The organism is Aquimarina sp. AU119, from assembly GCF_900312735.1.
Taxonomy (GTDB): domain Bacteria; phylum Bacteroidota; class Bacteroidia; order Flavobacteriales; family Flavobacteriaceae; genus Aquimarina; species Aquimarina algiphila.
The window spans coordinates 87,792-109,585 of the sequence record NZ_OMPF01000025.1 but is presented as its reverse complement, the minus strand read 5'-3'; the positions used below and the strand labels follow the sequence as shown (position 1 = coordinate 109,585).

Genomic DNA, 21,794 nt, shown 5'->3' with positions numbered 1-21,794 from the left:
TTGAAACTCCTTTTTGAGCGGTGCAACCTAAACCATTAAGAATTATGAATATATTATAAGTTAAAAAGTTATAATCCTCCTCCTTAATAAACATCATTCTTTTCTTTACCTGTAAATTTTTTTCATCTGTAATAAGTTCTTTCATTTTTCATTATTCTATTTGTTTTTTAAAGCCTTTAGTTTTCTGCATCTCTCAACACTAGTTGAATGCCATTACGGTTTACCTCTTTGTAACGATGCTCATAATCCTAAAGGCTTGTTATTATTTCCATTTCCCAGTAACTGAGTTAAAGTTTTTAAGTTCTTTTTTAATGGCTCGTAAAGCTTCTATCCCTGGCCAAGAATTTATATTTCTTAACCTGTTAGGAATCATAGGTATTATTTTTTCTACCATTTCATCAGCTTGTTTTATTGTTCTTTCTGCATCTTCTACAGCATCCTTAAATTCTGAAAATCTCATATCTATACTAGTTTTGTTTCTTTATTCGGAGTAACATGATTTTGTAAAATATCATCTGCAACACTGAATAACATTAGTTGATTATCTGGTACTGGAGGTGGTGGAGCATTTGGGTTGTCTGGATCATCAGGATCTCCATTATTATCCCAATCCCATTTTTGCCAACTCGTACAAATCGGGTTATCATTTTCATCATAAATCCATTCTTTAGGGTAACCCGAATCTGTAAAATGATAAGCCATTGCATTACATAAAATTTGACATTGCTTTTTACCTTCTGGGTTAGGATCGCAGTGTAAACAATTCATGCAAAACTTATCAGTAAAATACATTCCCTCTGTTCCGTTACTTGGTTGATATTTTTTAACTGGTTTCATTTATACTGGTTTTAACTATAATATCTTTTCAATTCATTACCCACCCATTCACCGACAGGAACAGACACACCATTACCGATCATTCTATAAGCGTTTGTATCTGAGCAATCGAACTTAAACCAATCTGGTACACCTTGTAATCTTGCAAATTCACGTACAGAATAAGGACGTACTCCTAAATGGTATCTTTTATCCTTTACTAATCGAGTTGATTTATCTTTGGCATAATGAGCAACGCAAGTGGGTGCAATGTCATTTTTATCTGGATCTGAAATAATGGGTAAATCTCTATACTTACCAGACATTCTTTGGCTTATTGCTTTTGGAAGAGTTACACGTGGATTAACTTCTAAAATATCTTTTAATCGAATTGAATCCCCTTTTTCTGGTTCTCTCCAACTAAAATTCTTACGGCTTCCAATTATTATTAATCTATCCCTACGCTGTGGTAACCACGTTTCAGATTTAATAGGACAAAATGTAGTGACATAATACCCAGGTAATTTGGTCATTGCCTCCATAACTACTGGAAATGCTCTCATACCAGGTACATTTTCTATAACAAAAACCTCCGGTGGTTTAATAACCATGTGTCTTAGAGAATGTAAAAACAAATATTCCCCAGTTCTGGTTCCGTGAATGTCTGCTATTGTTGAATATTTGGTACATGGATAAGTAAAAATTTTAACATCGCTTTCTCCTTCATTATGTACAAGCTTTTTTGATATATCTGACTGTATAACATCATGAGAAAAATTATCTTCTTGAACTTTACAACAGACGCTGTCTATTTCGTAAGATTCATTTATCTGCAATCCTGACATTTGAATGCCAATATCAAATAATCCACCGCCTGAAAAATAACTATTGATTTTCATACTTAACTTAGTTTAATATCCTCTTTAAATAATTCATGCATATATTCTGCGTGTATATCTGCATGGTGATTGCTCTCTAAACAATGAAATAGTAAGTGTATTAACCCGTAATCCCCTAAAGAATCCCTATACTCGTATTTCTCTTTATTCTTAATCCAAAGTATGAACGAACACAAGTGACCTATCTCGCCAATTTTCTTACTATCCTTTAAACACGTTTTGAATTCTTCTATACTCATACGAGCGTATTCATTATACTTTCTCTTACAAAAATTGTAATCAAAGGTGTGCTTGTATGATTGAAGCTTTCTATTCTGAATCTCATAATTCATTCCGCTCATTGTTCTAACTCTTTAATCTTGTTTTCATAATACTCTCCTATTTCACATATCCCTGCAATCTCTTCTATGTCATTAGTCATGTAATACCTTATCTCTAAATTGAATAATATAATTCTGTAGTAGGAAATTAGTATGTGATTAAGAATTGAATTCATTTTAAAACATCTCCAATTGATACCTTGATTTTTCAAAAGCTTCAAGATTCTTTTTCATTTGATCGAAATAAGAAGGTTTCAATTCTATTCCAGTAAATTTCCTTTTCAATCTTATTGCCTCATGACCTTCACTACCAATACCCGCAAATGGGCTTAAAACATGATCCCCTTCATTACTCCATAAATGCAAACACCTTTCTATTGTTTCTAGCTGTAAGGGGCAGATATGCTTTTCATCCTTATCTGCTCTAGCGCTTCTATATTGTAGAGTTTTAGAGTAATTTATATCATACCAAATAGGACTAGCATACTTTTGCCATAGATCTACGGGTAAGTAATTTTCTTTTGATGGATCTTTATCTTGGTGAACAATTGGATTATCATTATCACCAGGCTTTCTAAAAACTAATATGTAATCAGATCCTCCTACTCTACTCATAGAACTATCTTTTTTAATAGTCTTATGTAATAACCCCATTGCTTTAGTTCTTTGCATTTCTACAACAGGGTTTTTCCAAATTGTTACTCGACAATGATATATGAATCCTTGATCTTTAAATACCTTAATCAGATCCCCAGAAAAGTCTTTTAGACCAATAACACCATCTTTCCCTTTCTGAAGAGAAACATCCATACAGTGAACAGCAATAAGCCTACCTTGTTGAAGTGTTCTGTATAATTCAGGAGTTAGATAACTAAAGTGTGTAAAAAACTCATCATAATCTTTTGAGTTACCCATGTCACGTATATCATCTGAATAAGTATATAATTCCGCAAAAGGAGGACTAAATACAGAGAATCCGAAAGTCTCATCTTTCAATTGTTTTAATTGTTCTACACAATCATTATTGAATAGTTGGTAATTAGGCTGCATATTCTTTTAGTTTTGATTGCATCTCAGTAAACTGAGACTGTTTTCTGTTAATTGATTCTATTACGTTTTGCATTGTATCAGTAGTTATCAAGTGAATATTTACCTTTCTTTTTTGCCCAAACCTGTAGGATCTTCTAATAGCTTGATAAGTTCCTTCAAATGAAAAATCTAATGATGCGAATACTTGTATGTTACAATGTTGGTAGTTTAAACCATATTGAGCTATTTTAGGTTTAGTGATTAGAACTCTAAAATCTCCATTTGCAAACCCAAGTAGTAAATCTTTCTTTTGCTTATCTTTCATACTACCAGTGACTTGTTTAGCACCTTTAATCATTTTGGATAAGTATGTACTTTCTTCATTATGCTTAACCCATACAATTACTGGTTGATCTGTTTCATTAGCCAATTCAATTGATTTTTGCATGCGTATATCAAATGTTCTCTTTAACTCTTGATTGTGGTTTGTAGAGCTTACAGATAGATTGTTAAAAAGTAATCCATTGTCCAGCTTGTCAGATTTCAATTTATGATCAATCAATTTCAGTTCAGGAAGAACATAGTTCTCTTGATCGAATCCTATATCAGACGGGTTAGTTACGCAAATAGACCAATCAGATACCCATTTCCAGAAAAGACCTTCTGCATGCCCTTTTAATCTCCATTTTTGGACTGTATCCATATCGTTTATGAAATACATCGATAACATATTCTTAAATTTCATCTGTCCCAAAAACTCGCTATGGTTTCCTAATTCCATAATATCATTAGGTGATGGAGTTGCAGTAAAACAATACCGATATGGAGTGTTTTGAAAAGCTTCTAAAATTTGAGTCTTGATTTTTCCTTGGAAGTTTTTTAAAATGCTGCTTTCATCAAGACAAACACATCCGTAACAATCTGGATCTATATTTTTTAACTGTTCGTAATTCGTTATCTGTAAGTTATGGCCTTCCCCTGCATTAAAGACTTCAATACCAAACTTAATACCTTCCTGAATTGTTTGATCTATTACTGCTAATGGTGCAAGAATAAGAGAAGGTTTGCCAGTAAGCAATGAGCATATTCTAGCAATTTCCAATTGCATTAATGTTTTTCCTAGTCCACAATCAGCAAATACTGAAAACCTCCCAACCTTAATTGCTCTTTTCACAATATGTTTTTGAAAATCAAACAGGTTATTATTAAGTTGATTTTCATCAATATCAAAACCTATTTGAATTACTTCTTTTGCTTTACTATTTAAAAAATCCTCGTATTTCATATTACTTTGTTTTATCCCTTCTTAAAATTCGTTTTTCCTTTTGTGGCTCTATCTTAGGAGGGTTATTTCTTAAATCAAGTTCCCTCTCAATCATCTCAATAACATTTTGATCATAATTATCAGAGTTAACATCTTGACTAACCAGATAATCCTTTAATTGTTTGTCTGTCATAGATTTGGCAGATATAAACATCTGGTTTAAGAAATCAGTTCTTTGCGTAATCACATTAGCCTTCTTAATCTGCCTTTTAGTTCTATTACCCAACCCATTAGATTCGTGGTCATGCATAACTTTTTCCTCTCCTACACCTTCAAACATCTTTTTAGCGACTTCTGGATTAATCTTATCTTTGGTTAAAGAAATTTTTTCATGTTGATCTCCCGAATACATAGCAGCGTATTCGCATCTCAAATCAAAATATTCTCGAAGCCATTCCATTATTTTTTCCTGGGAAAGATTTTCATAGTATTGACCATAAACACCTTCTTTTACATTTCTAAAAAACAGTGTAAGATCTGTTACTTTAAGACTATAGGTTTCGAATATTCTTTCGGCTGTAAAATCAATCTGAGCATCACCCATTTTATTTTTTACGTTGGAATTATCATTTAAATTCAATAACCACATGGATATATAACCAATCACCCAATCCTTACCATAAGCTCTTTTGAAATCACCAAGAGATTTACTTGGAAGAGTTAAAACATCTTTTAAGGTTCTTATCTTGTGAGAATGTTTTTCACAATTACTTGGACTGAATAATGCCAAGTCTTTCAGCCGTCTTTGTTCTAAACTCATCACTTGCCCCTGTTGAGTTTTGGTTATTTTTTTTGACATCTTTCCTTTGATTATTTAATTTTTCTCTTTCTAATTTTTTAATCCAATCTTCTCGATCCCATTCAGCTTGATAACTAAACCAATTGTGAATTTTCTCACCAGTTAATTCTTTGTATTCGGCATATGCCTGTGTTTGTAATTTGAAATTTTCTATTTGGGGTCTAATTAGTTTTGATCTTAAAAAACCATTGACTTTCATTTTTTGAGCTTCAGTTGTCTGAAGAAAAAAATCAGATAATATTTCAGTAAATTCATGCTCAAAAATTTCCCCTACAACCCCTTTTTCAATTTCAATTTTATTTTTAATTTCATTATCACTTTCATTTTCATAGTCAATGTCAGTGTTTTGTAGATTTTTGTAAGAGGTTTGTAGATGGCTTGTATCTTCTTTTTTGTTCTTATATCGTTTTGAAACGGCCTCAGATCTAGTTTTTGAAATCTTATTTTCCTTTTCTAATCGTCTACATTTAAATATGAAACCCCCTGTTATTTCTGATATTTCGCATATTTCATTAAACAAAAGTTCTTCAATAATTTCTTTTACTTTTTCCCCCTGAGATTTCCATAAAATTTGTAGACCTTTTGTAGAAGTTTTGTAACTACTTTGTTTTCCATTCAAATGCATTTTGAAAATTATTTTCATCCATGCCATTTCAGATTCCAATGAAAGAACATTACAGTCTCGTTCCCAATCCCCGATATAAATAGGTATGTTTGGTAAGTTCTTTTTAGCCATTATTATTACGTTAATGATTTATAGAATGAATCTTTTTTCTTGAGAATACTTTCCTTGATGTATTGCCTTTCGTAATCTCTTAACCATCTCTCAGAAAACACCATATTGTTTTTTATTGTAAACTTTACTTCAACACCATTTTCCCTGAATAAAAAGAAAGTGGATGCGTCCATAAAAGAAGCTGTGATATGTATTTTACAATCATCCATCTAATCGAATTTAAAGTTGATTCCGTCTATTTCGTCCGCAGCTCTACAGAATGCTATTACTTTCATAATATCTGTACAACCAGCCTCATTATTTTTAATAGTTCTTTTAGAGACTTCCTTTCCATTTACAAATAGAGTCTTGTCCTTAACTTTTAATGTAAATTCCATGTTATCGTATTTTGGTAAATTGTATATTAAGCTTGTCTTTCTTTTGATGGCATTTTCTACATAAAATTGTAATATTAGATGTGTCAAATGCTTTTTCAGTTCTCCCGTTTTCCTTGCAGCTTTTCACACTTTCATCATGACTGCAATCCAGGTATGTTCCATTTGATACCCCACATCCTTCACAAAAATTGTATCCATGTTCCTCAAACTGTTCTCTTACCTTTTGTTCCTTTGCCTTTGTGATTAGCATCTCTATTACAGATTGTTTTAGCCTTTCCCCGTTGCTGCATCTGTATGTGTTCATTATGCTTCAATAGTTTTCAATACCTTAGTAAGAGCATTTATCTTGTAATAGGTTTTCTTTAATTCCTTGTTAAGGATTTCCTTTGTAGCATCATTTAAGCCTAGATTGTAATCATTAATGATCTGATCACGGTAATCTCTAAGCTCTGCATACTTTTGATTAATTAAATCAATCCTTCTGGATAAACTTTTTACAGTACTATAGGCAGTATTATTGTGTTGTGAATGTTGATTCTTTTTGATGTCTGCTTCTTCTATTAGGCATAAAAATTTTAGCTCTGTAACTCTTCCTGTAATTTCATTTATAGGTATATGATGTTTATTTCTAATATCTACCGATGTACAAGGTTCATTGCTTCTTATCAATTGAAATATTAATTTTCTTTTTTCTGAAAGTTTACCTATGATTGATAGGTATGATTGATTCCTATTTTGTATTGATGCATTCATAAATAAAGATTTAAGCGACCTGTTGATCTAATTTTAATAATTTGCTATTCTTCATTATATCAGACCCTATTTTTTCTAGAATTTGATTCATATAACTTCTTGAGAGTAATACCATTTCTTTAGCTTGAGCTATCATTTTTTCATTGCTAGTGAACTCAAAAATTTTAACTCTTATTTCTTCTGGAATTTCTTTAAATATTCCTTCAAACCATTTCAGATAACAAAAGGTGCTATTATTACAGAATTGTTTTAATCCTTCTATAGTGTATATATGATTAGATATTAACTCTACTACTAATGGAATACATTCTTCTTTAACCTCTCCAGAACCATTAAATAGATCGAATTTCCAATCCATTCTTCGTATCTCATCATTAATTAATTTTTCGGGAGTATCAACTAAACAGTAAATCAATTCTGCTTCTTTTAGGTCAAAAAGATTCATATACACTTGAACCTGCCATTCATAATCAGAATTTGTAATCTTATGGTCTGTTAAGGGAAATGTTTCATATTCCCATGAGCTTTTAATATCTCTTACTTTTCCTTGCACGTTATCAGGTTCTCCAGTAAAATATTTATTGGCCATTCTAATTTTGTTTTTTACAAAAAACTTCTTCTTAATTTTAGAATACACTGTGATTGACCTTTCCTCAACTTGAATACCTTTATCTAGATATTTAACTTTAAGATTTTGTTTTCTTCCTGTTAGCTCTTCCCATACCAATTTTTCTAAATATGTTTTTGATCCATCAGTTAATTGACATTTAGCATTTTTCTTTCTTCGTAAATCGATAAAAGTTTCTTCCTGTTTCTCGGTTAAAGGTTTGCCATTCCCGTTTTTTCGTTCCTGATATGCTTCAAATGTTTCTATTTGATTCTGAGTAAGAGGTTTTGGAATTCCACTCATAATTTTACCGATTTGAGAAGCTCTGAATAAATAGTTAGTGAAATTCATTATTTAAGTTCTTTTTTACGTTCTTCAATTCTATTTAACAAATCACTATTCGCGTGTTCTTCTAAATCCTGTAATTGTTCTATAGTTTCTGCAGTTTCAATAAAATGCTCTAGTCTCATGTTTTCCTCTTCTTGATTCTTAGCTTCTATATCTATGGTTTCATTGTCGATATATTTATAATCTCCTTCTACATTCTGAACCGACTGATCAGCCAGTTGAGCAGTTTGCATTTCTATACTCATAATACCCCACTTGGAAATTGTGTTCTTTAGTACCGTTTTCTTTGCCATGGCATGAAACTGATCTTTATCACTCCATGGAGAATGTGAAGAACTATAAGCTTTTGAATATTTCTTAGCATGTGCGACAACTTCTTCTTTGCTCCAATACACCATTTTTTCCATGGAATTAGCAAGTTGAAAATATGCAGCATATCCCACTATTTTTCCTTCACCAATCGTATCAAAATCAGAAATCAACTCTTCTGTTAATCTGTTATAAGATTTAAATTGATTTTCATATACTTCTACCGCATTAATCCTTTTATACTGACCTGTTCTTAGTGCTAATTGTACAAACCCTTTCCATCCAATCTGAAACTGAGCAGCATTAACCATTTGACCATTAATCTTAGTTTTATATGGGACTATCCACGAAAACCCCAAATTTGGATTGATAGGTAAATCTAAACTAGCTGCTGTAGCTGCTGCATTTAATACAGTTTGAGGGTCTGCAGTACTTAATAGTTTATTTCCATTGATAACCTGTAGTACACTAGAAATAAATCCTTGTGCCTTTTTACCAAGTATTGACTCAAACCTTTGTTGTATTGATTTTTGTCCAAATAGATCTTTTGTTGTTAGTTCTGTGCTCATTGTTTTTGATTTACTGATTAGTTCTATTTCGGTACGCCATATCCGGCGAATACTCTTTTTTTATCTTTATTATTTTTGAATATATTGTACACATAGCTTCCTGTTTGTCTAGCATGTATAGACGCTTCTTTTGGACATTCAAAAAATGAGGTTAAACCGCGCTTAACTCTAAGAGTAACATCGGTTCTGTTCTCTGTGAAAAGTTTCATATTGATTTGTTTTTTGATCTTTTAATTATTTTAATTCTTTCTTTGTATTCTCTGTAGATTAAATATCCTAAAGGCAATAATGCTCCTACCAAGAGGTAGATAATTCTAATTAGTAGTTCTGTTTTCATGATATTTTGGGTTTTATTCGTTTAAGGTTATGTAGTATTTTTTCTGAAATGTTCTTATTGATATTTTACCATCATGTAACATTTGACTTATCTTCTCAGCATCGGAACTTTTATACAATCTCTTTCTGCCTATTTTAAATGAATCAACTAGATTAAGATCTCGTAAAGATTTAAGAATATCAGAGTGATAAGCCAGTCCAATTGATTCGCATAATTCTCTTGCTGTAATGTTTATAGATCTCATATTTCTAGGTTAAATAGTGATATAATAATGCTGCGGATATTACAATTGCATATATTAATAACAGGCTCAAAAAAGAGAAGAAAACCGCCAATCTAAAAGCAAACCAAAAATTCAATATCTCCTTTTTACTGTACTTGTTTTTCATTATTTCTGTATTGTTTCATGTTCCACAACTTCAATTCCCAAAGCCTCCTTTAATGATTCAATCTGATGTTTTAAAGTGTTCTGTAATATTGTGACTACTCGCTCTTGGTTCTCTTCTGGAATTCTAAAATCACGTCCCAAATAGTTATTTCTAACACTACCTGGACTTAAACCAAGTTCATTCGCAACCTCATTGATTACAGCTGTCTTGTCGTATACTTGACTGTATAAATTTTTAATATTGTCAATCATGGTTATGCCGTTAATTTTGATTCAATTTCAGATTCAAACAATTCAATACCCCACTCAGTTTCACACTCTATCAAAATTTCCCTGAGTGAATCAAAAAATGTATCAGATTCAAATTCTTTAGTTTTTATATCTATCCAGTTATATTGATCGAGCCTTTCATTGTAGTAGCTAAGTGATAAGGAAATAACCCCTTTATCGATACTCCATTCGATTCTATATTTCTCACCGTTTTCTGTAGTTCCCGAAAAGTTTTGGATTAGTAATTTCATATTATGCGAATATTAAAGAGTTAGCGTGTTGTTGATCTTGATATGTGAAAGCAGATGAAGTGAATTGTATATCACTTTCATATGTCTTATGTATGTAGTTTTTTATGGTAGTGATTACTTCGGTATCAATTACTATTTCATCATCGATGTAAAGTTGTAAATCCCACTCCCCGTAAAAAGAAGTTGTTTCTAAAAGGATGTAAATACTATCACTCTCACCTTCAATAAATATGGTTTGTGTATCTCTATCTAGCTCTATTACTGAATCAGCTTTTAAAACTTTTACGATTTGATTAATTACAGTTTCCATATATTTGCATTGTATTATTGTATTACATAACAAATATAACAACAAGTTGATAAACTTTGCAATAATTGATAAACTTTTTTATAATATTTACGTTATTTATAATCATTACAAATAAACAATATTTACAAAATGAACCATAGAGTTAAAAAAATAATAGAGACAATGGATCTTCATAATATCAGTCCTTATGAAGTTTCACAACACACATCACTAACTCATCAGGCGTTACAAAAAATAAAAACCGGTAGCTCTATAAACCCTAGATCTAGAACTCTAGACGAAATAGAAGAGTATTTAAACACAAAAATACACGGAGTTAATAAAAAAGTTGATAAACAAGATAACTCAACTCCATTTTACAGTAAAGATGGTTCTCCAGCCTCATTAAAAGATATATCTATGTTCGTTATAAAAAACATTGAAACCTTCAAAGAAGATATTGTATTTAAAAATTTGATAGACAAGGAAGCGTTATTGATTTTACTACGAGCTAAGAAAGGAGATACTATAGATATTGATTTGATTGGAAAATAAATATTCACTAGATTTAATTACTCTTTAAAACCAAACCATGAAATACATAACTACTCTTTTTCTTCTTATTAGTTCATTTTCCTACTCTCAGAAAACTGTAAAATACGATAAATGTAAATTTCAAAAAGATGAATATGACAAGTTCACCAAAGAATCTGTAAAGCAAACTAAGGGGAAAGCTATTTTTATGAACCTTTCAAGATCAGTAGTCGTTCAGGGATTTAAAGTTGACAATAGAAAGTATTTAGAGATTACAGTTATAGACAATCACCTGTTTGGATTTAAAGAAGGTGGAAGTTTCATGTTAATGCTTGATGATGAAGAAGTTGTTGATTTAAAATTTGAAAATTCTATAGTAGCGGATTATATTAATGCAGGTAGTTTTGATATTTGGAAAGCCAGAGTATTATTCAGTCTTAATGAAGAAATTTTTAATAAACTTGTAAAAAGCAATGTTTATGAATTCAGATATTACACCTCAGATGGTTATGTTGAAAAAAAGATAAAGGAAAAGTATATAAACAACATAGCAAGTGTATTAAAATGTATTGAGTAAGTGTTTTTCTACCTTGTATTTTTACATTAACCAACATAAATAACAATGAAAAAAATAGCATTACTACTTTTATTTTTACCTGTTCTAGGATTAAGTCAACACTATCATAGTGAGGTAGCTCTTGTTTTAGGAAGAAACGCAAAACTTAAAACCGATATTATCGTTAAAGATTCAATAATTGAAATCACAAGTTATATTAAAGATAAGCCAAGTACATTAACTTTTGATATTGTTAAAAAAGTTCATGGGGGTAAACAAATTTATTTTACTGATGGAGTTAAGACACATTCTTTTTCATATGGGGAAATGGAAAATAAGGTAAAAGGATTCAAATACACTCATGTAGTTAATGTAACATATGAACAGGTACAAGGTTCTATTCAAACAGTGTACTATTCAGTTATTAAACCTTAAGATTTCTCCTCCCATAAAATTTGTATATTACATACTAATATCAATTCTTAAAACCAACAACATGATTTACATATCTACTTTATATACATAACATAGAATTTCAATTAACAAATATTCATTATACACAATCCTTAGCAATAGTGTATTAAATACTTCACTGAAATTTATCTATGTCTACCATCACATTTTTATCAAAATTTTTAAATGACAATACCGGCTCTACTCTTTTGCTTTTAGGGATTCTTTTTGTAATAATAGAATATAGAAAGGTGAGAATTCTAAAAAAACAACACAAAAAGAACTCTAAAATTGATATAATTAATCCTGAAACGCTAGAAAGGGAACAAGAACTTTATGGATTAATGAGTGCATACAATCTTGAGAACTTTGACAACGATGAAGATGTAAGAAGGATTTTCATTGAAATCAAGGATTTCATTATAGAACATAATCTATACCTACATACAAAAACTGCCAAAATAGGAAATGAATTTGCTGACCATATTCTTGAATCACATGATAATAGGGATAAAATAAAAGAAGGCGAGCTACTTGAAAATTTCAAAAAACATTTTAGGTCTTGAAAAATATACATATTAACGATAGTGATATTGGTGTAAATAGAATAACTACTTTAATTCGTAAACTTTCATTTATTTTTAAATATGATGGAAAAAGTGTTCCAGATCATCACTTTTATATTTATACTTCTGACCTTGATCCTGTTTCTGCTCTAATGATTTTTAAAGTTTTTGAATATCATGTTAAAAACAAATGTCTTAAGAAACCAACAGCTAATCTTGCAAGCCTACTGCCTTTATTCGCCAAATACAGATTAGAAAAAATGTTTGATAAGTTTATTAATAGACAACAGGCAGATATTTTGTATGGGAATTTAAAACCTTTTAAACAAGACGGTTTTTTTATTGCACCTCACCCCATAAGTAGAGAACATTTTAAAAGCAAAGACGACCTAGAAAACAAATACACAAAATTTATATCGGATTATTACAATGAAATATGCCCTGATCTAGTGCAATACTTTAAAACATGTATATGCGAAATTGCTTCTAATTTTCTGTATCATGCTTTAGAAGACAAAAACTCCATATTAATGGCTTTAGGAGATGACAAAAAAATTGAAATTGTATGTGTTGACAATTCTAAAGGCATTATTTCTAGTCTAGATCCTGAGAATAAAAATCGTCGACAAGTGATGAAAAATGCATTTAAAAGAGGGCATTCTTCTAAAAAAAATGAAGGTCATTGTGGTACCGGATTATGGTATGTTCAAAAAATTTCAGAATGTCTTAATGGCAGTTTAATGGTCTATTCTGAAGATATTTCGTATGTTTGTAAACCAAATGGCAGGGTATTTGTTGGTGATATACCATACTGGAAAGGTTCTATTATTTATTTAAAACTTTTTGTTGGAGATAGTACCAAAATAAATAATTTTTTTGGTAATTTTATGAAAAACAATGACTTAGGGCTTAATATCGTTTAAACTATGGAAATTACATTGTCAAAATATGGAAACATAATATCTACCGATGATACTAGCGGTCAGATATTAAGAGATATTAAAGAGATATTAGAAAAAGAAACCCCTATAACTATTAATGCTTTAAATGTAGTTATCTCTACCAAATCTGCAAGGTTGATATTTGGTTATTTATACAGAACATTGACCAAGTTTAAATTTAATAAGAGTATTCAGTTTAAAAACGCTTCACAATCTTTTATGTTTGCTGTTAATGAAGGAATTTTAACTGAAATGGAACAGGTTAATTAGACGTGTCCTGATTAATGTGTAACTATAAATTCTCCTTTTTTGTAACTTTTTGAACATAATTACGTCTTATAAATAACAAATACGATTTCCTTATTTTGGTGAAATAAAATATCGACTATTTTTATTTAGTCCAAATAAAAATATTAACAGTTTTAACTTTTAGTTTAAAGTAAAAAGGAACAGTTATTGTATCATTGTAATAGAGAAAGAGTAAACATATATTAAAATTTAAACAATGGCAAAACCAATTAAAGAAACTCCTTTTCTTAGTGGTAAAGATGCTAAAAACTTTATTGAAGACAACAAGGAAGTGAAAAAAGTTTCCGAAGCTGAGAAAACCGAGATTAAAGAAAGTTACGAAGCGCTAAAAAGCATCGCAGAATTTGAAATTTGAAGAATTAAAATTAATCAGATTAAAACCTGATACAGAGATATTGCCGTTTGACTGTGATGATGCAGATTTAAACGGCTTTCTTTTTGAAGATGCAAAAAATTATGCTAAAAACTTAATAGCTGTTACTTATCTCATACATGATGGAAAAAACACTTTAGCATATTTCAACTACCTTAATGATAAAATTTCTCACACAGATATAGGAAACATTGATAAATTTATTCAAAGAATTGGTATTCATTTACCAAAGGAAAAAAGTGGACATAAAAGCTATCCCGCTGTGAAAATTGGAAGGTTGGCAGTAACCAAAGATATTCAAATATCTGGGTTAGGAACAAAAATTATTCAGTTTACTAAAAACTACTTTAGTACCAATAATAAAACGGGATGTAAATTTATTACTGTGGACGCCTACAAGAATTCATTAGGGTTTTATCAGAAAATGGGATTTAAATATTTATCCAGTAGAGACAAGAAGTCTGACACAAGATTAATGTACTATAATTTGGAAAGTATTACTTGATAAAAGCTAGAAATTAATAATTTACCTCTTAAGAAAACAAAAACCACACTCCAGAATTATATTTACTGAGTACCATGTTTCTTTAAGTTATTTCACATTGGTTTGGTATAGTAAATACCTTTGTTCGAAAGTAAGAGAATTAAACACCTCTTTAATTCCTAGTTTACTTTCTTTTAGATTGTTTTTTATGGTATCAATCTCTTTTTCCTGATCATCTGCCAATTCTTCATAATCCGATTTTAACTCTTCAAAAACTTCATCATCAAGATACTTAGATTTTTTCCTTAATATTTCTAATTGCTTTTTATTTTTCATGCTCGCCAATATCAAGAGTTAATCTAAAGATTCGATAACATCTACAGTGTCATCAAAATATTCTTTTCTATCTTCTTCTTTAATGTATTTTCTTTTAATATCAATTCCTATATGTCTAGTTAGTTTTTTTACATTCGACAATAGTATTTTATTACTTCTTGATAATTGTTTAAATAATAAAGTTATTAGGACGAAAGTAATAAAAGAAGCTACACAAAACCCTAAGGCGTAAACATGTAATAACACATCATCTAGCCCTAATTCACGCGCATTAAAGACCCAATATAATTGAATGAAATAAATATATATAGGTGCAAAAAAAGATATTTTATAAGCTCTTAAATAAGCTCCAAAGCATAAAAGTAATGGAGAAAGAGTTTGTGTTATAACCCATATAAATGTTTTAGGGCTCTTGAATCCATAAGTCTCTGTAATACCAAAAGTGGTGACTTTATCTGAAAAAAGTATTAATCCAGATAAGATCACCACAATAGATGCAAATATTTTTAAGAGAGTAAACTTATGATAATTCTCATCCTTGATCTCCTGGTCTTTCGATTTCTTCTGGATCAACTTGAAAAACTTCCAATTGGTCCATTTCTGATGTTTCTTCATTAATGCTAGATTTTTCACAACTAACAAATGATAATGCCATTAATACTACTGATAACAATGCTACTTTTTTCATTTTCTTTAATTTTAGGATTCCTACAAATTTAATCATAAGAAATCCTTTATAATCAAGTAAAATGACTATTTAGTAGACATATTATTAACGATAGTATCCGCACCTCATTTGATGGTACATTGTACTATTTTAATTTTTGCAATTGACTTTGTGTTTTTTATTGAACACTAGGGGTAGTCAAATATATGAACATTTCGCCTTTAGTTGTCTACGGTAAAACCACAAACTTTTTTTTCAATATGCAACTATACTGTGGTTTACCGCAAATTTTAAGACATAAAATACTACATAGATCACTCTATGCGAATGTTTATAAAAATTTAAATTTTGATTAAAATAATATGGATAGGACATTCTAAATGTACAATTAAAAACCGTAAACAAATTACGGAAAACCATCAACATCCTCATTTTGATAAAACTTTAACATTAACTTAGGATATAAGCATCAAAGCTTGTAGGAATATTTTATCAAAATCAATATCATTTTTAAAAATTTCAGATTTTAATTTCTTACCATTTTTCCATATCTCAAAAGAATTATCATCAATAAGAATATTACTATCAATGATTATAGATATATTGTATTTTGCTTTTAGTTGATGAATTAAATCATCTTGAGTTAATTCAGAAATATAATTAAATCCTTTTTCTTTAGCTAAATTTTCAGTTTCCTGTGTGAACATATTCTTTTTCATGATTAATTGTTTTTAGCAAATGTTACACACTTTATCTCTTTTGAAACATCTTTTCTATATGATGAATAAATACCAAACATATCTTCATGAATAGAAAACTTAAAAAGATTCTTATCATTTAGAGCGTTAATTAACTGAGGATTTATATTTTCTATAGTAAATGTATATCCCATAAAAGAATCAGGTTTAATAAGCCCTCTAGTTTCAACAAGATCAACATTAGAAGCGAACCCTGTTATCACCTTTTCAAGACCTTGAAAATGAAAATTGATAGGTAATTCATGATTCTTTATATTAGAATCCTGAAGCCCTAAATAATTATCAAATATGTTAGATTCGGTATGAAAATTTAAATCGTAATTCTGGCCATCAAATTGAACTTCAAAAAAGACACTAACCACTCCTTGTTTATCATTCATGTCAAAAATCTGAGTAGATGATAAAAATTTCATTTTCGATTTTACAATTTCGGTTCCAGGAACAAAACTATAATTGCATTCAGACAATTTAATTTCTTCTATTAAAGTATCAATGGTTTCTTCTTCTTGTGCGGAACAAGAGAATAAAAATAAAATTGATGTGAATAGTGTTAACTTTAGAAAACATTTTGTAATTTGATCTTTCATGATGTAATAGTTTTTTATTAAGTTTTGTTTACTAATTGTTTACAAAAACCTAGATATTTATTTTTAAAAAACTATCAATCAATGTTTTACGAAAATTTAATGATATTCAAAATGTATATCATACTATGGAGGAGCTTGTTAACGAATAACGTATAATTATATATACGTTAAATATTATTAAAAGGGACTAAAGTATAACAAAATATACTTAAAAAATACAAATAAAAAGAGTTTAGTGGTACTAAACTCTTTTTTTGTTATGTTTTGTAAGGTAACACGACTATAATTAAAACGTATACTATGAAGCAATTATTTGTCCTTATTCTGCTTTCTTTTTCATATTTCACCTATAGTCAACATATGGATAACACCAAACTGCAGGAAATCATTGAAAAAAACGCAGATACTCTTGGTGGAGTTTCTGGTAACTGGAAATTTTTATATAAGGAAACCCCAATGCTTTGCGTAACCGATGCTACAAATAATCGAATGAGAATCATATCTCCTATTACTGAATCCAAAAACCTGGATAAAGATCTTTTATTAGATAGTATGACAGCAAATTTTCATTCTGCTCTTGATGTAAAATATGCAATCTCTAATGGTATTTTATGGTCGGTTTATATTCATCCTTTAAAAGAACTTACACCAGAACAAGCAGAAAATGCAATCTCTCAAGTATACTATGCTGCAAAAACATTTGGCACTACCTTCTCAAGTACTGCTCTTATTTTTGGAGGTGGAAGTGCTAAAGAAAAAAAAGAAGAACCTATAAAAGAACAAAAGACTCATAAGTTTTAATCAACATCAAAACTATATTTAGGAACCTTTCCTTTAACCCCTTTAAAAAACTGATACATATTCTTAAAATCTTCATCAATATTACTACCTGGGTAATATGGATCAGAGATTACACATTGCTTTCTCCCAAAATCAAAAGCGACCATAATAATAGGAACTTTTGCAGCTTTTGCTATATGATAGAATCCTGTTTTCCACTCTTTAACTTTCTTTCTTGTTCCTTCTGGCGCAATAGTTAAGCGTAATTCATCTTTTTTCTTGAATATCTCTGCAATAGCTTCAACTTTATTCTGTCCAGGAGTCCTATCCAGAGAAATTCCTCCAACCTTTCTAAGATACCAACCAATTGGCCATTTAAAAAGTTCTTTTTTACCCAGAAAACTTATCTTAATACCTGCTAATTGTCGTATCAAAAGACCTATGTAGAAATCATGCCAGCTAGTATGTGGTACAACTATAACGATACATTTTTTTATAGTATCAGCACTGAAGTCGCCAATATACTTCCAACCCATAATTTTATAATATATGAAAGAAGAAAGACGTCGCATGAGAAGAAAAAGTTAAGAATAATTACAAAGAACGATAAATTTCTTTCAACTTATCTGCATTTATCTTAGATTTCCAATCACACCCTAAAGCATTTTCCCATAGTGGTTCCAAACTTAATGCAACTTTGGTCATAACATTTAATTGTTCTTCTGTTACATCTGCACAAATCCCTTGAGGTAATTTAATATCGTGAAACTCCTTCATCTGTTTAAATACAGCTACTCCTTTTGGGTAATATTCTTCTAATTTATCAAACACAATACAGTTACCAATCCCATGTTTTGTACCTAACACATATGCTAAACCATAACTCATAGCGTGAGCAACACCTACTTGAGAATAAGCAATACTCATACCTCCGTGCCATGAAGCCATCATTAATTTTGCATCTATATCCTCTTTGGTCAAATTATTTTCCAGAAAAATCTCCTTACACAAGTCCAAAGCTTTTTCTCCATAACTTTGGCTAAATGCATTTAGATAGGTCCCATCTAAAGATTCAACACAATGAATATAACAATCCATTCCCGTATAAAACCACTGATCTTTAGGAACTCCATTAATTAAGGTTGGATCTAATATTACCTGATCAAATGGAGTGAAATCAGAATTAATTCCAAGTTTACGTTCTGGTCCTGTTAACACCGTAGTTCGTGAAACTTCTGCCCCTGTTCCAGAAATTGTAGGAATACCTACATGATATACCGCTTTATTTTTAACCAAATCCCATCCTTGATAATCAGCGGCACTTCCAGGGTTTGAAAGCATAATCGCTACTGCCTTAGAAAGATCCAAAATAGACCCTCCTCCTATTCCAATTATTCCACTCGGAATATATTGATAATTATCTTTGATTTTGGAAACTATCATATCTACTTGAGAAGTTTTAGGTTCTTCTGCAGTAGATATATATATTATCTCATCAGTATATAATAATGGTATTCTTTCTTCTATGAAAGAAGGATTATTTTCAAAAACACTATCAATCAAATAGATAAAAGGTGCAACTCCATTTCGTTCTGGTGATATAATTTCCTGAATTTGATTAAAACATCCTTCTCCAAATACTACTTTTGGTACCATTGGAAAATTTCTATGATTAGAAGTTATCACTTTGGTGGCCGTTACAGGTTTAGGATTCAATAGATTCTCTTTATTTATTATTTTTTTAGCTCTTTCTAGATCTTCTGGAGTATCAATTTCAACACCTTCATGTTGTGTTTCTACCATCTTAATATTTTTCCCATATTCTAAATACCTAATACATTCAATTTTTTCTGAAGCTTCTAATGAACGCATAGACAAATGATAAAAATCCAAGATTGCTTGTTTTCTAAACGCATAAACCCCTTTATGCTTGTGATACGTATGGTTTATTTCTCTATCTCTTGGATATGGAATAGGTGCACGAGAAAAGTATAAAGCATAGTTATTTTCATCTACAATAACCTTAACACTATTTGGATTCATAATATCATCCCAATCTTCCATTGGGGTCATAAGACTTGCCAAATCAATTTTATCTGAATCTTCTTCATAAAATACGCTTAGTACTTTTTCTAAGCTTTCACGATCAGTAAAAGGTTCATCTCCCTGAACATTAACAACAATATCAACATCCATATTTTCAACGGCTTCAGCTATTCTATCGCTTCCACAAGTATGTTCTTTTTTACTCATAATAGCTACACCACCATGAGATATAATTTCATCATAGATAATATCACTATCTGTGACTACATATACCGAATCAAAAAGTCCAGAATTAATAGTGGCTTCATAAGTTCTCCTGATGACACTTTTACCTCCAAGATCCTGCATTAATTTGCCAGGAAAACGCGTGGCAGCATATCTCGCAGGTATCATTGCGATAGTTTTTAGAGTATTTTTGTTCAAAATTTGTGCTTTTCTGTAATTGCAAAAATAACTTTTTTAAATCAATTTTCTAGAACACCTTTCCATTTAGTTTCTTAAAAATATCTTAAAGCCCAGTATATAAAACACTTAAGAACTCTAATTCTTAACAAAAAAATCTTCTTTAAAACCAATCAAATATAATTTCTTTTTAGCTCTAGTAACTGCGGTGTATAACCACCGTAAATAATCTTTGGTAATCCCATCAGGGAGATATGGTTGTTCTATAAAAACTGTATCCCATTGCCCTCCTTGAGATTTATGACAAGTAATAGCATAAGAGAACTTAACTTGTAATCCATTAAAATATCTATTATTCTTTACACCAATAAATTTTTTGTATTTTGATTTTTCATTTTCAAAATCCCCCATAACTTCTTGATATAACCTATTCGATTCTTCATAAGACAAAGAAGGGGTTTCAGATGTAAGCGTATCTAATATGAGTACAGTTTCAAACGGTTTCTGATTTGGATAATCAACCATATCAACATTAACAATTGCAAATCTAAATCCATAGAGCTCTTTAATAGAGAAAATCTCAAGCACTCTAATGATATCTCCGTTTGCTATAAATCCTGCTTCACTTTTATTATCCAACCAAAAATAATTATTTTTAACCACCATCAAATAATCCCCCGGAGACAATTCTTCTTCTTGAAAAAGTATTCTGGATCGAATCTGTTGGTTATAAATATTGGCTCTTTTATTAGATCTCAATATAATTACTGATTCTTCATGGCCCGAACTAGCATACGCATCATTTAGAGCTTCCATAATTTCATGACCATCAAAAAATCGAACTATATCAGGATATCCATCTATTTGAAATTGAAAATAGTCATAAAACTCATCATTAAGAGATTCTCTTAAGCGCGTAGCATTCATCAAAATACCACTATTTTCTGCTTGCCGCACTACTTCGTCTAATTCTATTTGAGTAACATCCTTATTAAACCCCATAGATAAGTTATTAGCATCTAATGCAGGACTTACCTCTAACTTAACAGGTGGTAATTGTGCCGTATCTCCAATAAAAAGTATTTTACAATTATATCCAGAATATACATACATCATCAAATCATCAAGCAAAGATCCGTTTTCAAACAATTTACTATCACTTGGTGTATCTGGAATCATTGAAGCCTCGTCCACAATAAAAATAGTATTGCGGCTTTTATTTTGTTTAAGTTGAAAAGCTAATCCTCCGCTTTTATTTTTTTTTGGATAATAAATATTTCTGTGTATAGTCTGGGCGTGTTTTCCTGAATAATTACTAATGACTTTAGCTGCACGACCAGTGGGAGCCAATAAAACTGCATTCAATTTAGCTTTCCATAAATTTTTAACCAATGCTCCGATTAATGTAGTTTTCCCTGTACCAGCATAACCTTTTAAAAGAAAAAGTGAATCTTTTGATCCAGAAAGCACAAAATAAGATAGTCGCTGCAACACAATATCCTGTTTTAGTGTAGGTTCAAAAGGAAATTCTTCTTTTAACAATTCATAAAACTCATTTTCCTTCATTAAAATTATCTATAC

36 protein-coding genes are annotated in these 21,794 nt (G+C 30.3%); 9 read left to right on the top strand and 27 right to left on the bottom strand.

The features are described from left to right. Positions 1-262 precede the first annotated feature (262 nt). The 20 genes from DK442_RS23630 to DK442_RS23545 all read right to left on the bottom strand — a co-directional run bounded on the left by DK442_RS23630 (position 263) and on the right by DK442_RS23545 (position 10,442). The gene (locus DK442_RS23630) at positions 263-460 is read right to left on the bottom strand and encodes a hypothetical protein (RefSeq protein ID WP_109438389.1); all 198 of its coding nucleotides are present in this window, start codon (positions 458-460) and stop codon (positions 263-265) included. Between the two features lie 2 nt (positions 461-462). Further along, the gene (locus DK442_RS23625) at positions 463-837 is read right to left on the bottom strand and encodes a hypothetical protein (RefSeq protein ID WP_109438388.1); all 375 of its coding nucleotides are present in this window, start codon (positions 835-837) and stop codon (positions 463-465) included. A gap of 11 nt (positions 838-848) precedes the next feature. Next, complete coding sequence (locus DK442_RS23620; protein ID WP_109438387.1) at positions 849-1,715, bottom strand: DNA cytosine methyltransferase; 867 nt, start codon at positions 1,713-1,715, stop codon at positions 849-851. 2 nt (positions 1,716-1,717) lie between these two features. Further along, entirely contained in the window at positions 1,718-2,056 is a 339-nt protein-coding gene (locus tag DK442_RS23615; RefSeq protein ID WP_109438386.1) for a hypothetical protein, read from the bottom strand. 156 nt (positions 2,057-2,212) lie between these two features. Further along, entirely contained in the window at positions 2,213-3,085 is an 873-nt protein-coding gene (locus DK442_RS28705; protein ID WP_109438385.1) for a site-specific DNA-methyltransferase, read from the bottom strand. After that, complete coding sequence (locus tag DK442_RS28700; protein WP_109438384.1) at positions 3,075-4,349, bottom strand: helicase-related protein; 1,275 nt, start codon at positions 4,347-4,349, stop codon at positions 3,075-3,077. The genes DK442_RS28705 and DK442_RS28700 overlap by 11 nt, the downstream gene beginning before the upstream one ends. Before the next feature lies 1 nt (position 4,350). Continuing rightward, on the bottom strand, positions 4,351-5,187 hold the full coding sequence (locus DK442_RS23600; RefSeq protein WP_160114324.1) for a hypothetical protein: 837 nt from the start codon (positions 5,185-5,187) through the stop codon (positions 4,351-4,353). After that, positions 5,096-5,923, bottom strand: coding sequence for a hypothetical protein (locus DK442_RS23595; RefSeq protein WP_109438382.1), 828 nt, complete (start codon positions 5,921-5,923; stop codon positions 5,096-5,098). The genes DK442_RS23600 and DK442_RS23595 overlap by 92 nt, the downstream gene beginning before the upstream one ends. Positions 5,924-5,928: 5 nt before the next feature. Next, positions 5,929-6,132 (bottom strand): hypothetical protein, encoded by a 204-nt coding sequence (locus DK442_RS23590; RefSeq protein WP_109438381.1) that lies wholly within the window; start codon positions 6,130-6,132, stop codon positions 5,929-5,931. Continuing rightward, the gene (locus DK442_RS28350) at positions 6,133-6,300 is read right to left on the bottom strand and encodes a hypothetical protein (RefSeq protein WP_160114323.1); all 168 of its coding nucleotides are present in this window, start codon (positions 6,298-6,300) and stop codon (positions 6,133-6,135) included. A 1-nt stretch (position 6,301) separates the two neighbouring features. Beyond that, entirely contained in the window at positions 6,302-6,604 is a 303-nt protein-coding gene (locus tag DK442_RS23585; protein WP_109438380.1) for a hypothetical protein, read from the bottom strand. Next, positions 6,604-7,053 carry a hypothetical protein gene (locus tag DK442_RS23580; RefSeq protein WP_109438379.1) on the bottom strand — a complete coding sequence of 150 codons (450 nt, stop codon included), beginning with the start codon at positions 7,051-7,053 and terminating at the stop codon, positions 6,604-6,606. The genes DK442_RS23585 and DK442_RS23580 overlap by 1 nt, the downstream gene beginning before the upstream one ends. A 10-nt stretch (positions 7,054-7,063) precedes the next feature. Next, positions 7,064-8,011 carry a hypothetical protein gene (locus DK442_RS23575; RefSeq protein WP_109438378.1) on the bottom strand — a complete coding sequence of 316 codons (948 nt, stop codon included), beginning with the start codon at positions 8,009-8,011 and terminating at the stop codon, positions 7,064-7,066. Then, the gene (locus DK442_RS23570; RefSeq protein ID WP_109438377.1) at positions 8,011-8,886 is read right to left on the bottom strand and encodes a recombinase RecT; all 876 of its coding nucleotides are present in this window, start codon (positions 8,884-8,886) and stop codon (positions 8,011-8,013) included. The genes DK442_RS23575 and DK442_RS23570 overlap by 1 nt, the downstream gene beginning before the upstream one ends. A gap of 23 nt (positions 8,887-8,909) precedes the next feature. Further along, on the bottom strand, positions 8,910-9,095 hold the full coding sequence (locus DK442_RS23565) for a hypothetical protein (protein ID WP_109438376.1): 186 nt from the start codon (positions 9,093-9,095) through the stop codon (positions 8,910-8,912). After that, a complete protein-coding gene (locus tag DK442_RS28810) occupies positions 9,092-9,223 on the bottom strand; it encodes a hypothetical protein (protein ID WP_255412250.1) in 132 nt (43 codons plus the stop codon). The genes DK442_RS23565 and DK442_RS28810 overlap by 4 nt, the downstream gene beginning before the upstream one ends. 13 nt (positions 9,224-9,236) lie before the next feature. Further along, complete coding sequence (locus DK442_RS23560) at positions 9,237-9,467, bottom strand: hypothetical protein (RefSeq protein WP_109438375.1); 231 nt, start codon at positions 9,465-9,467, stop codon at positions 9,237-9,239. 144 nt (positions 9,468-9,611) lie between these two features. Then, positions 9,612-9,863, bottom strand: coding sequence for a hypothetical protein (locus DK442_RS23555; RefSeq protein WP_109438374.1), 252 nt, complete (start codon positions 9,861-9,863; stop codon positions 9,612-9,614). Between the two features lie 2 nt (positions 9,864-9,865). Further along, complete coding sequence (locus tag DK442_RS23550; RefSeq protein ID WP_109438373.1) at positions 9,866-10,132, bottom strand: hypothetical protein; 267 nt, start codon at positions 10,130-10,132, stop codon at positions 9,866-9,868. Position 10,133: 1 nt separating this feature from the next. Further along, entirely contained in the window at positions 10,134-10,442 is a 309-nt protein-coding gene (locus DK442_RS23545) for a hypothetical protein (protein ID WP_109438372.1), read from the bottom strand. 129 nt (positions 10,443-10,571) lie between these two features. On the opposite strand from DK442_RS23545, the gene DK442_RS23540 reads away from it, so the two are divergent. The 8 genes from DK442_RS23540 (at position 10,572) to DK442_RS23510 (ending at position 14,658) form a co-directional block, all read left to right on the top strand. Beyond that, the gene (locus DK442_RS23540; protein ID WP_109438371.1) at positions 10,572-10,976 is read left to right on the top strand and encodes a helix-turn-helix transcriptional regulator; all 405 of its coding nucleotides are present in this window, start codon (positions 10,572-10,574) and stop codon (positions 10,974-10,976) included. Between the two features lie 37 nt (positions 10,977-11,013). After that, a complete protein-coding gene (locus DK442_RS23535; RefSeq protein ID WP_109438370.1) occupies positions 11,014-11,532 on the top strand; it encodes a hypothetical protein in 519 nt (172 codons plus the stop codon). A 45-nt stretch (positions 11,533-11,577) separates the two neighbouring features. Then, entirely contained in the window at positions 11,578-11,946 is a 369-nt protein-coding gene (locus tag DK442_RS23530; protein WP_109438369.1) for a hypothetical protein, read from the top strand. A 170-nt stretch (positions 11,947-12,116) separates the two neighbouring features. Then, positions 12,117-12,530 (top strand): hypothetical protein, encoded by a 414-nt coding sequence (locus DK442_RS23525; RefSeq protein WP_109438368.1) that lies wholly within the window; start codon positions 12,117-12,119, stop codon positions 12,528-12,530. After that, on the top strand, positions 12,527-13,453 hold the full coding sequence (locus tag DK442_RS23520; RefSeq protein ID WP_109438367.1) for a hypothetical protein: 927 nt from the start codon (positions 12,527-12,529) through the stop codon (positions 13,451-13,453). The genes DK442_RS23525 and DK442_RS23520 overlap by 4 nt, the downstream gene beginning before the upstream one ends. 3 nt (positions 13,454-13,456) lie before the next feature. Then, a complete protein-coding gene (locus DK442_RS23515; protein ID WP_109438366.1) occupies positions 13,457-13,741 on the top strand; it encodes a hypothetical protein in 285 nt (94 codons plus the stop codon). Between the two features lie 235 nt (positions 13,742-13,976). Next, complete coding sequence (locus tag DK442_RS28540; protein ID WP_200825165.1) at positions 13,977-14,135, top strand: hypothetical protein; 159 nt, start codon at positions 13,977-13,979, stop codon at positions 14,133-14,135. Continuing rightward, positions 14,125-14,658 carry a GNAT family N-acetyltransferase gene (locus tag DK442_RS23510; RefSeq protein ID WP_109438365.1) on the top strand — a complete coding sequence of 178 codons (534 nt, stop codon included), beginning with the start codon at positions 14,125-14,127 and terminating at the stop codon, positions 14,656-14,658. Before DK442_RS28540 ends, DK442_RS23510 begins: the two co-directional genes overlap by 11 nt. Before the next feature lie 87 nt (positions 14,659-14,745). Here DK442_RS23510 and DK442_RS23505 read toward each other — a convergent pair whose 3' ends face one another. The 4 genes from DK442_RS23505 to DK442_RS23485 form a co-directional block, all read right to left on the bottom strand. Continuing rightward, positions 14,746-14,973, bottom strand: coding sequence for a hypothetical protein (locus DK442_RS23505; protein WP_109438364.1), 228 nt, complete (start codon positions 14,971-14,973; stop codon positions 14,746-14,748). Positions 14,974-14,991: 18 nt separating this feature from the next. After that, positions 14,992-15,588 (bottom strand): hypothetical protein, encoded by a 597-nt coding sequence (locus DK442_RS23500; protein ID WP_160114322.1) that lies wholly within the window; start codon positions 15,586-15,588, stop codon positions 14,992-14,994. A gap of 507 nt (positions 15,589-16,095) precedes the next feature. Continuing rightward, positions 16,096-16,359 (bottom strand): hypothetical protein, encoded by a 264-nt coding sequence (locus tag DK442_RS23490; RefSeq protein WP_109438361.1) that lies wholly within the window; start codon positions 16,357-16,359, stop codon positions 16,096-16,098. 2 nt (positions 16,360-16,361) lie between these two features. Continuing rightward, complete coding sequence (locus DK442_RS23485; RefSeq protein WP_109438360.1) at positions 16,362-16,985, bottom strand: hypothetical protein; 624 nt, start codon at positions 16,983-16,985, stop codon at positions 16,362-16,364. 300 nt (positions 16,986-17,285) lie between these two features. Here DK442_RS23485 and DK442_RS23480 point away from each other — a divergent pair, with 300 nt between their 5' ends. After that, positions 17,286-17,786, top strand: a complete 501-nt coding sequence (locus DK442_RS23480; protein WP_235011022.1) for a hypothetical protein — start codon at positions 17,286-17,288, stop codon at positions 17,784-17,786. On the opposite strand, the gene DK442_RS23475 is transcribed toward DK442_RS23480, so the two are convergent. The 3 genes from DK442_RS23475 to DK442_RS23465 form a co-directional block, all read right to left on the bottom strand. Continuing rightward, a complete protein-coding gene (locus DK442_RS23475; protein WP_333924842.1) occupies positions 17,783-18,301 on the bottom strand; it encodes a 1-acyl-sn-glycerol-3-phosphate acyltransferase in 519 nt (172 codons plus the stop codon). The genes DK442_RS23480 and DK442_RS23475 overlap by 4 nt on opposite strands. Before the next feature lie 58 nt (positions 18,302-18,359). Then, positions 18,360-20,204, bottom strand: a complete 1,845-nt coding sequence (gene kdsB, locus DK442_RS28880; RefSeq protein ID WP_109438357.1) for a 3-deoxy-manno-octulosonate cytidylyltransferase — start codon at positions 20,202-20,204, stop codon at positions 18,360-18,362. A 147-nt stretch (positions 20,205-20,351) separates the two neighbouring features. Then, the gene (locus tag DK442_RS23465; protein WP_109438356.1) at positions 20,352-21,779 is read right to left on the bottom strand and encodes an ATP-dependent RecD-like DNA helicase; all 1,428 of its coding nucleotides are present in this window, start codon (positions 21,777-21,779) and stop codon (positions 20,352-20,354) included. Positions 21,780-21,794 lie beyond the last annotated feature (15 nt).

Excerpts from the sequence above, each read along its gene's own strand:
- DK442_RS23555 (WP_109438374.1), bottom strand. The coding sequence starts at position 9,863 with ATGATTGACAATATTAAAAATTTATACAGTCAAGTATACGACAAGACA.
- DK442_RS23630 (WP_109438389.1), bottom strand. The coding sequence starts at position 460 with ATGAGATTTTCAGAATTTAAGGATGCTGTAGAAGATGCAGAAAGAACA.
- DK442_RS23525 (WP_109438368.1), top strand. The coding sequence starts at position 12,117 with ATGTCTACCATCACATTTTTATCAAAATTTTTAAATGACAATACCGGC.
- DK442_RS23595 (WP_109438382.1), bottom strand. The coding sequence starts at position 5,923 with ATGGCTAAAAAGAACTTACCAAACATACCTATTTATATCGGGGATTGG.
- DK442_RS23590 (WP_109438381.1), bottom strand. The coding sequence starts at position 6,132 with ATGGATGATTGTAAAATACATATCACAGCTTCTTTTATGGACGCATCC.
- DK442_RS23550 (WP_109438373.1), bottom strand. The coding sequence starts at position 10,132 with ATGAAATTACTAATCCAAAACTTTTCGGGAACTACAGAAAACGGTGAG.
- DK442_RS23620 (WP_109438387.1), bottom strand. The coding sequence starts at position 1,715 with ATGAAAATCAATAGTTATTTTTCAGGCGGTGGATTATTTGATATTGGC.
- DK442_RS23505 (WP_109438364.1), bottom strand. The coding sequence starts at position 14,973 with ATGAAAAATAAAAAGCAATTAGAAATATTAAGGAAAAAATCTAAGTAT.
- DK442_RS23575 (WP_109438378.1), bottom strand. The coding sequence starts at position 8,011 with ATGAATTTCACTAACTATTTATTCAGAGCTTCTCAAATCGGTAAAATT.
- DK442_RS23465 (WP_109438356.1), bottom strand. The coding sequence starts at position 21,779 with ATGAAGGAAAATGAGTTTTATGAATTGTTAAAAGAAGAATTTCCTTTT.
- DK442_RS23560 (WP_109438375.1), bottom strand. The coding sequence starts at position 9,467 with ATGAGATCTATAAACATTACAGCAAGAGAATTATGCGAATCAATTGGA.
- DK442_RS23475 (WP_333924842.1), bottom strand. The coding sequence starts at position 18,301 with ATGGGTTGGAAGTATATTGGCGACTTCAGTGCTGATACTATAAAAAAA.
- DK442_RS23515 (WP_109438366.1), top strand. The coding sequence starts at position 13,457 with ATGGAAATTACATTGTCAAAATATGGAAACATAATATCTACCGATGAT.
- DK442_RS23500 (WP_160114322.1), bottom strand. The coding sequence starts at position 15,588 with ATGAAGAAACATCAGAAATGGACCAATTGGAAGTTTTTCAAGTTGATC.
- DK442_RS23615 (WP_109438386.1), bottom strand. The coding sequence starts at position 2,056 with ATGAGCGGAATGAATTATGAGATTCAGAATAGAAAGCTTCAATCATAC.
- DK442_RS23480 (WP_235011022.1), top strand. The coding sequence starts at position 17,286 with ATGAAGCAATTATTTGTCCTTATTCTGCTTTCTTTTTCATATTTCACC.
- DK442_RS28700 (WP_109438384.1), bottom strand. The coding sequence starts at position 4,349 with ATGAAATACGAGGATTTTTTAAATAGTAAAGCAAAAGAAGTAATTCAA.
- DK442_RS23565 (WP_109438376.1), bottom strand. The coding sequence starts at position 9,095 with ATGAAACTTTTCACAGAGAACAGAACCGATGTTACTCTTAGAGTTAAG.
- DK442_RS23535 (WP_109438370.1), top strand. The coding sequence starts at position 11,014 with ATGAAATACATAACTACTCTTTTTCTTCTTATTAGTTCATTTTCCTAC.
- DK442_RS23490 (WP_109438361.1), bottom strand. The coding sequence starts at position 16,359 with ATGAAAAAGAATATGTTCACACAGGAAACTGAAAATTTAGCTAAAGAA.
- DK442_RS23570 (WP_109438377.1), bottom strand. The coding sequence starts at position 8,886 with ATGAGCACAGAACTAACAACAAAAGATCTATTTGGACAAAAATCAATA.
- kdsB (WP_109438357.1), bottom strand. The coding sequence starts at position 20,204 with ATGATACCTGCGAGATATGCTGCCACGCGTTTTCCTGGCAAATTAATG.
- DK442_RS23485 (WP_109438360.1), bottom strand. The coding sequence starts at position 16,985 with ATGAAAGATCAAATTACAAAATGTTTTCTAAAGTTAACACTATTCACA.
- DK442_RS23625 (WP_109438388.1), bottom strand. The coding sequence starts at position 837 with ATGAAACCAGTTAAAAAATATCAACCAAGTAACGGAACAGAGGGAATG.
- DK442_RS23600 (WP_160114324.1), bottom strand. The coding sequence starts at position 5,187 with ATGTCAAAAAAAATAACCAAAACTCAACAGGGGCAAGTGATGAGTTTA.
- DK442_RS23545 (WP_109438372.1), bottom strand. The coding sequence starts at position 10,442 with ATGGAAACTGTAATTAATCAAATCGTAAAAGTTTTAAAAGCTGATTCA.
- DK442_RS28705 (WP_109438385.1), bottom strand. The coding sequence starts at position 3,085 with ATGCAGCCTAATTACCAACTATTCAATAATGATTGTGTAGAACAATTA.
- DK442_RS23585 (WP_109438380.1), bottom strand. The coding sequence starts at position 6,604 with ATGAACACATACAGATGCAGCAACGGGGAAAGGCTAAAACAATCTGTA.
- DK442_RS28810 (WP_255412250.1), bottom strand. The coding sequence starts at position 9,223 with ATGAAAACAGAACTACTAATTAGAATTATCTACCTCTTGGTAGGAGCA.
- DK442_RS28540 (WP_200825165.1), top strand. The coding sequence starts at position 13,977 with ATGGCAAAACCAATTAAAGAAACTCCTTTTCTTAGTGGTAAAGATGCT.
- DK442_RS23540 (WP_109438371.1), top strand. The coding sequence starts at position 10,572 with ATGAACCATAGAGTTAAAAAAATAATAGAGACAATGGATCTTCATAAT.
- DK442_RS23530 (WP_109438369.1), top strand. The coding sequence starts at position 11,578 with ATGAAAAAAATAGCATTACTACTTTTATTTTTACCTGTTCTAGGATTA.
- DK442_RS28350 (WP_160114323.1), bottom strand. The coding sequence starts at position 6,300 with ATGGAATTTACATTAAAAGTTAAGGACAAGACTCTATTTGTAAATGGA.
- DK442_RS23580 (WP_109438379.1), bottom strand. The coding sequence starts at position 7,053 with ATGAATGCATCAATACAAAATAGGAATCAATCATACCTATCAATCATA.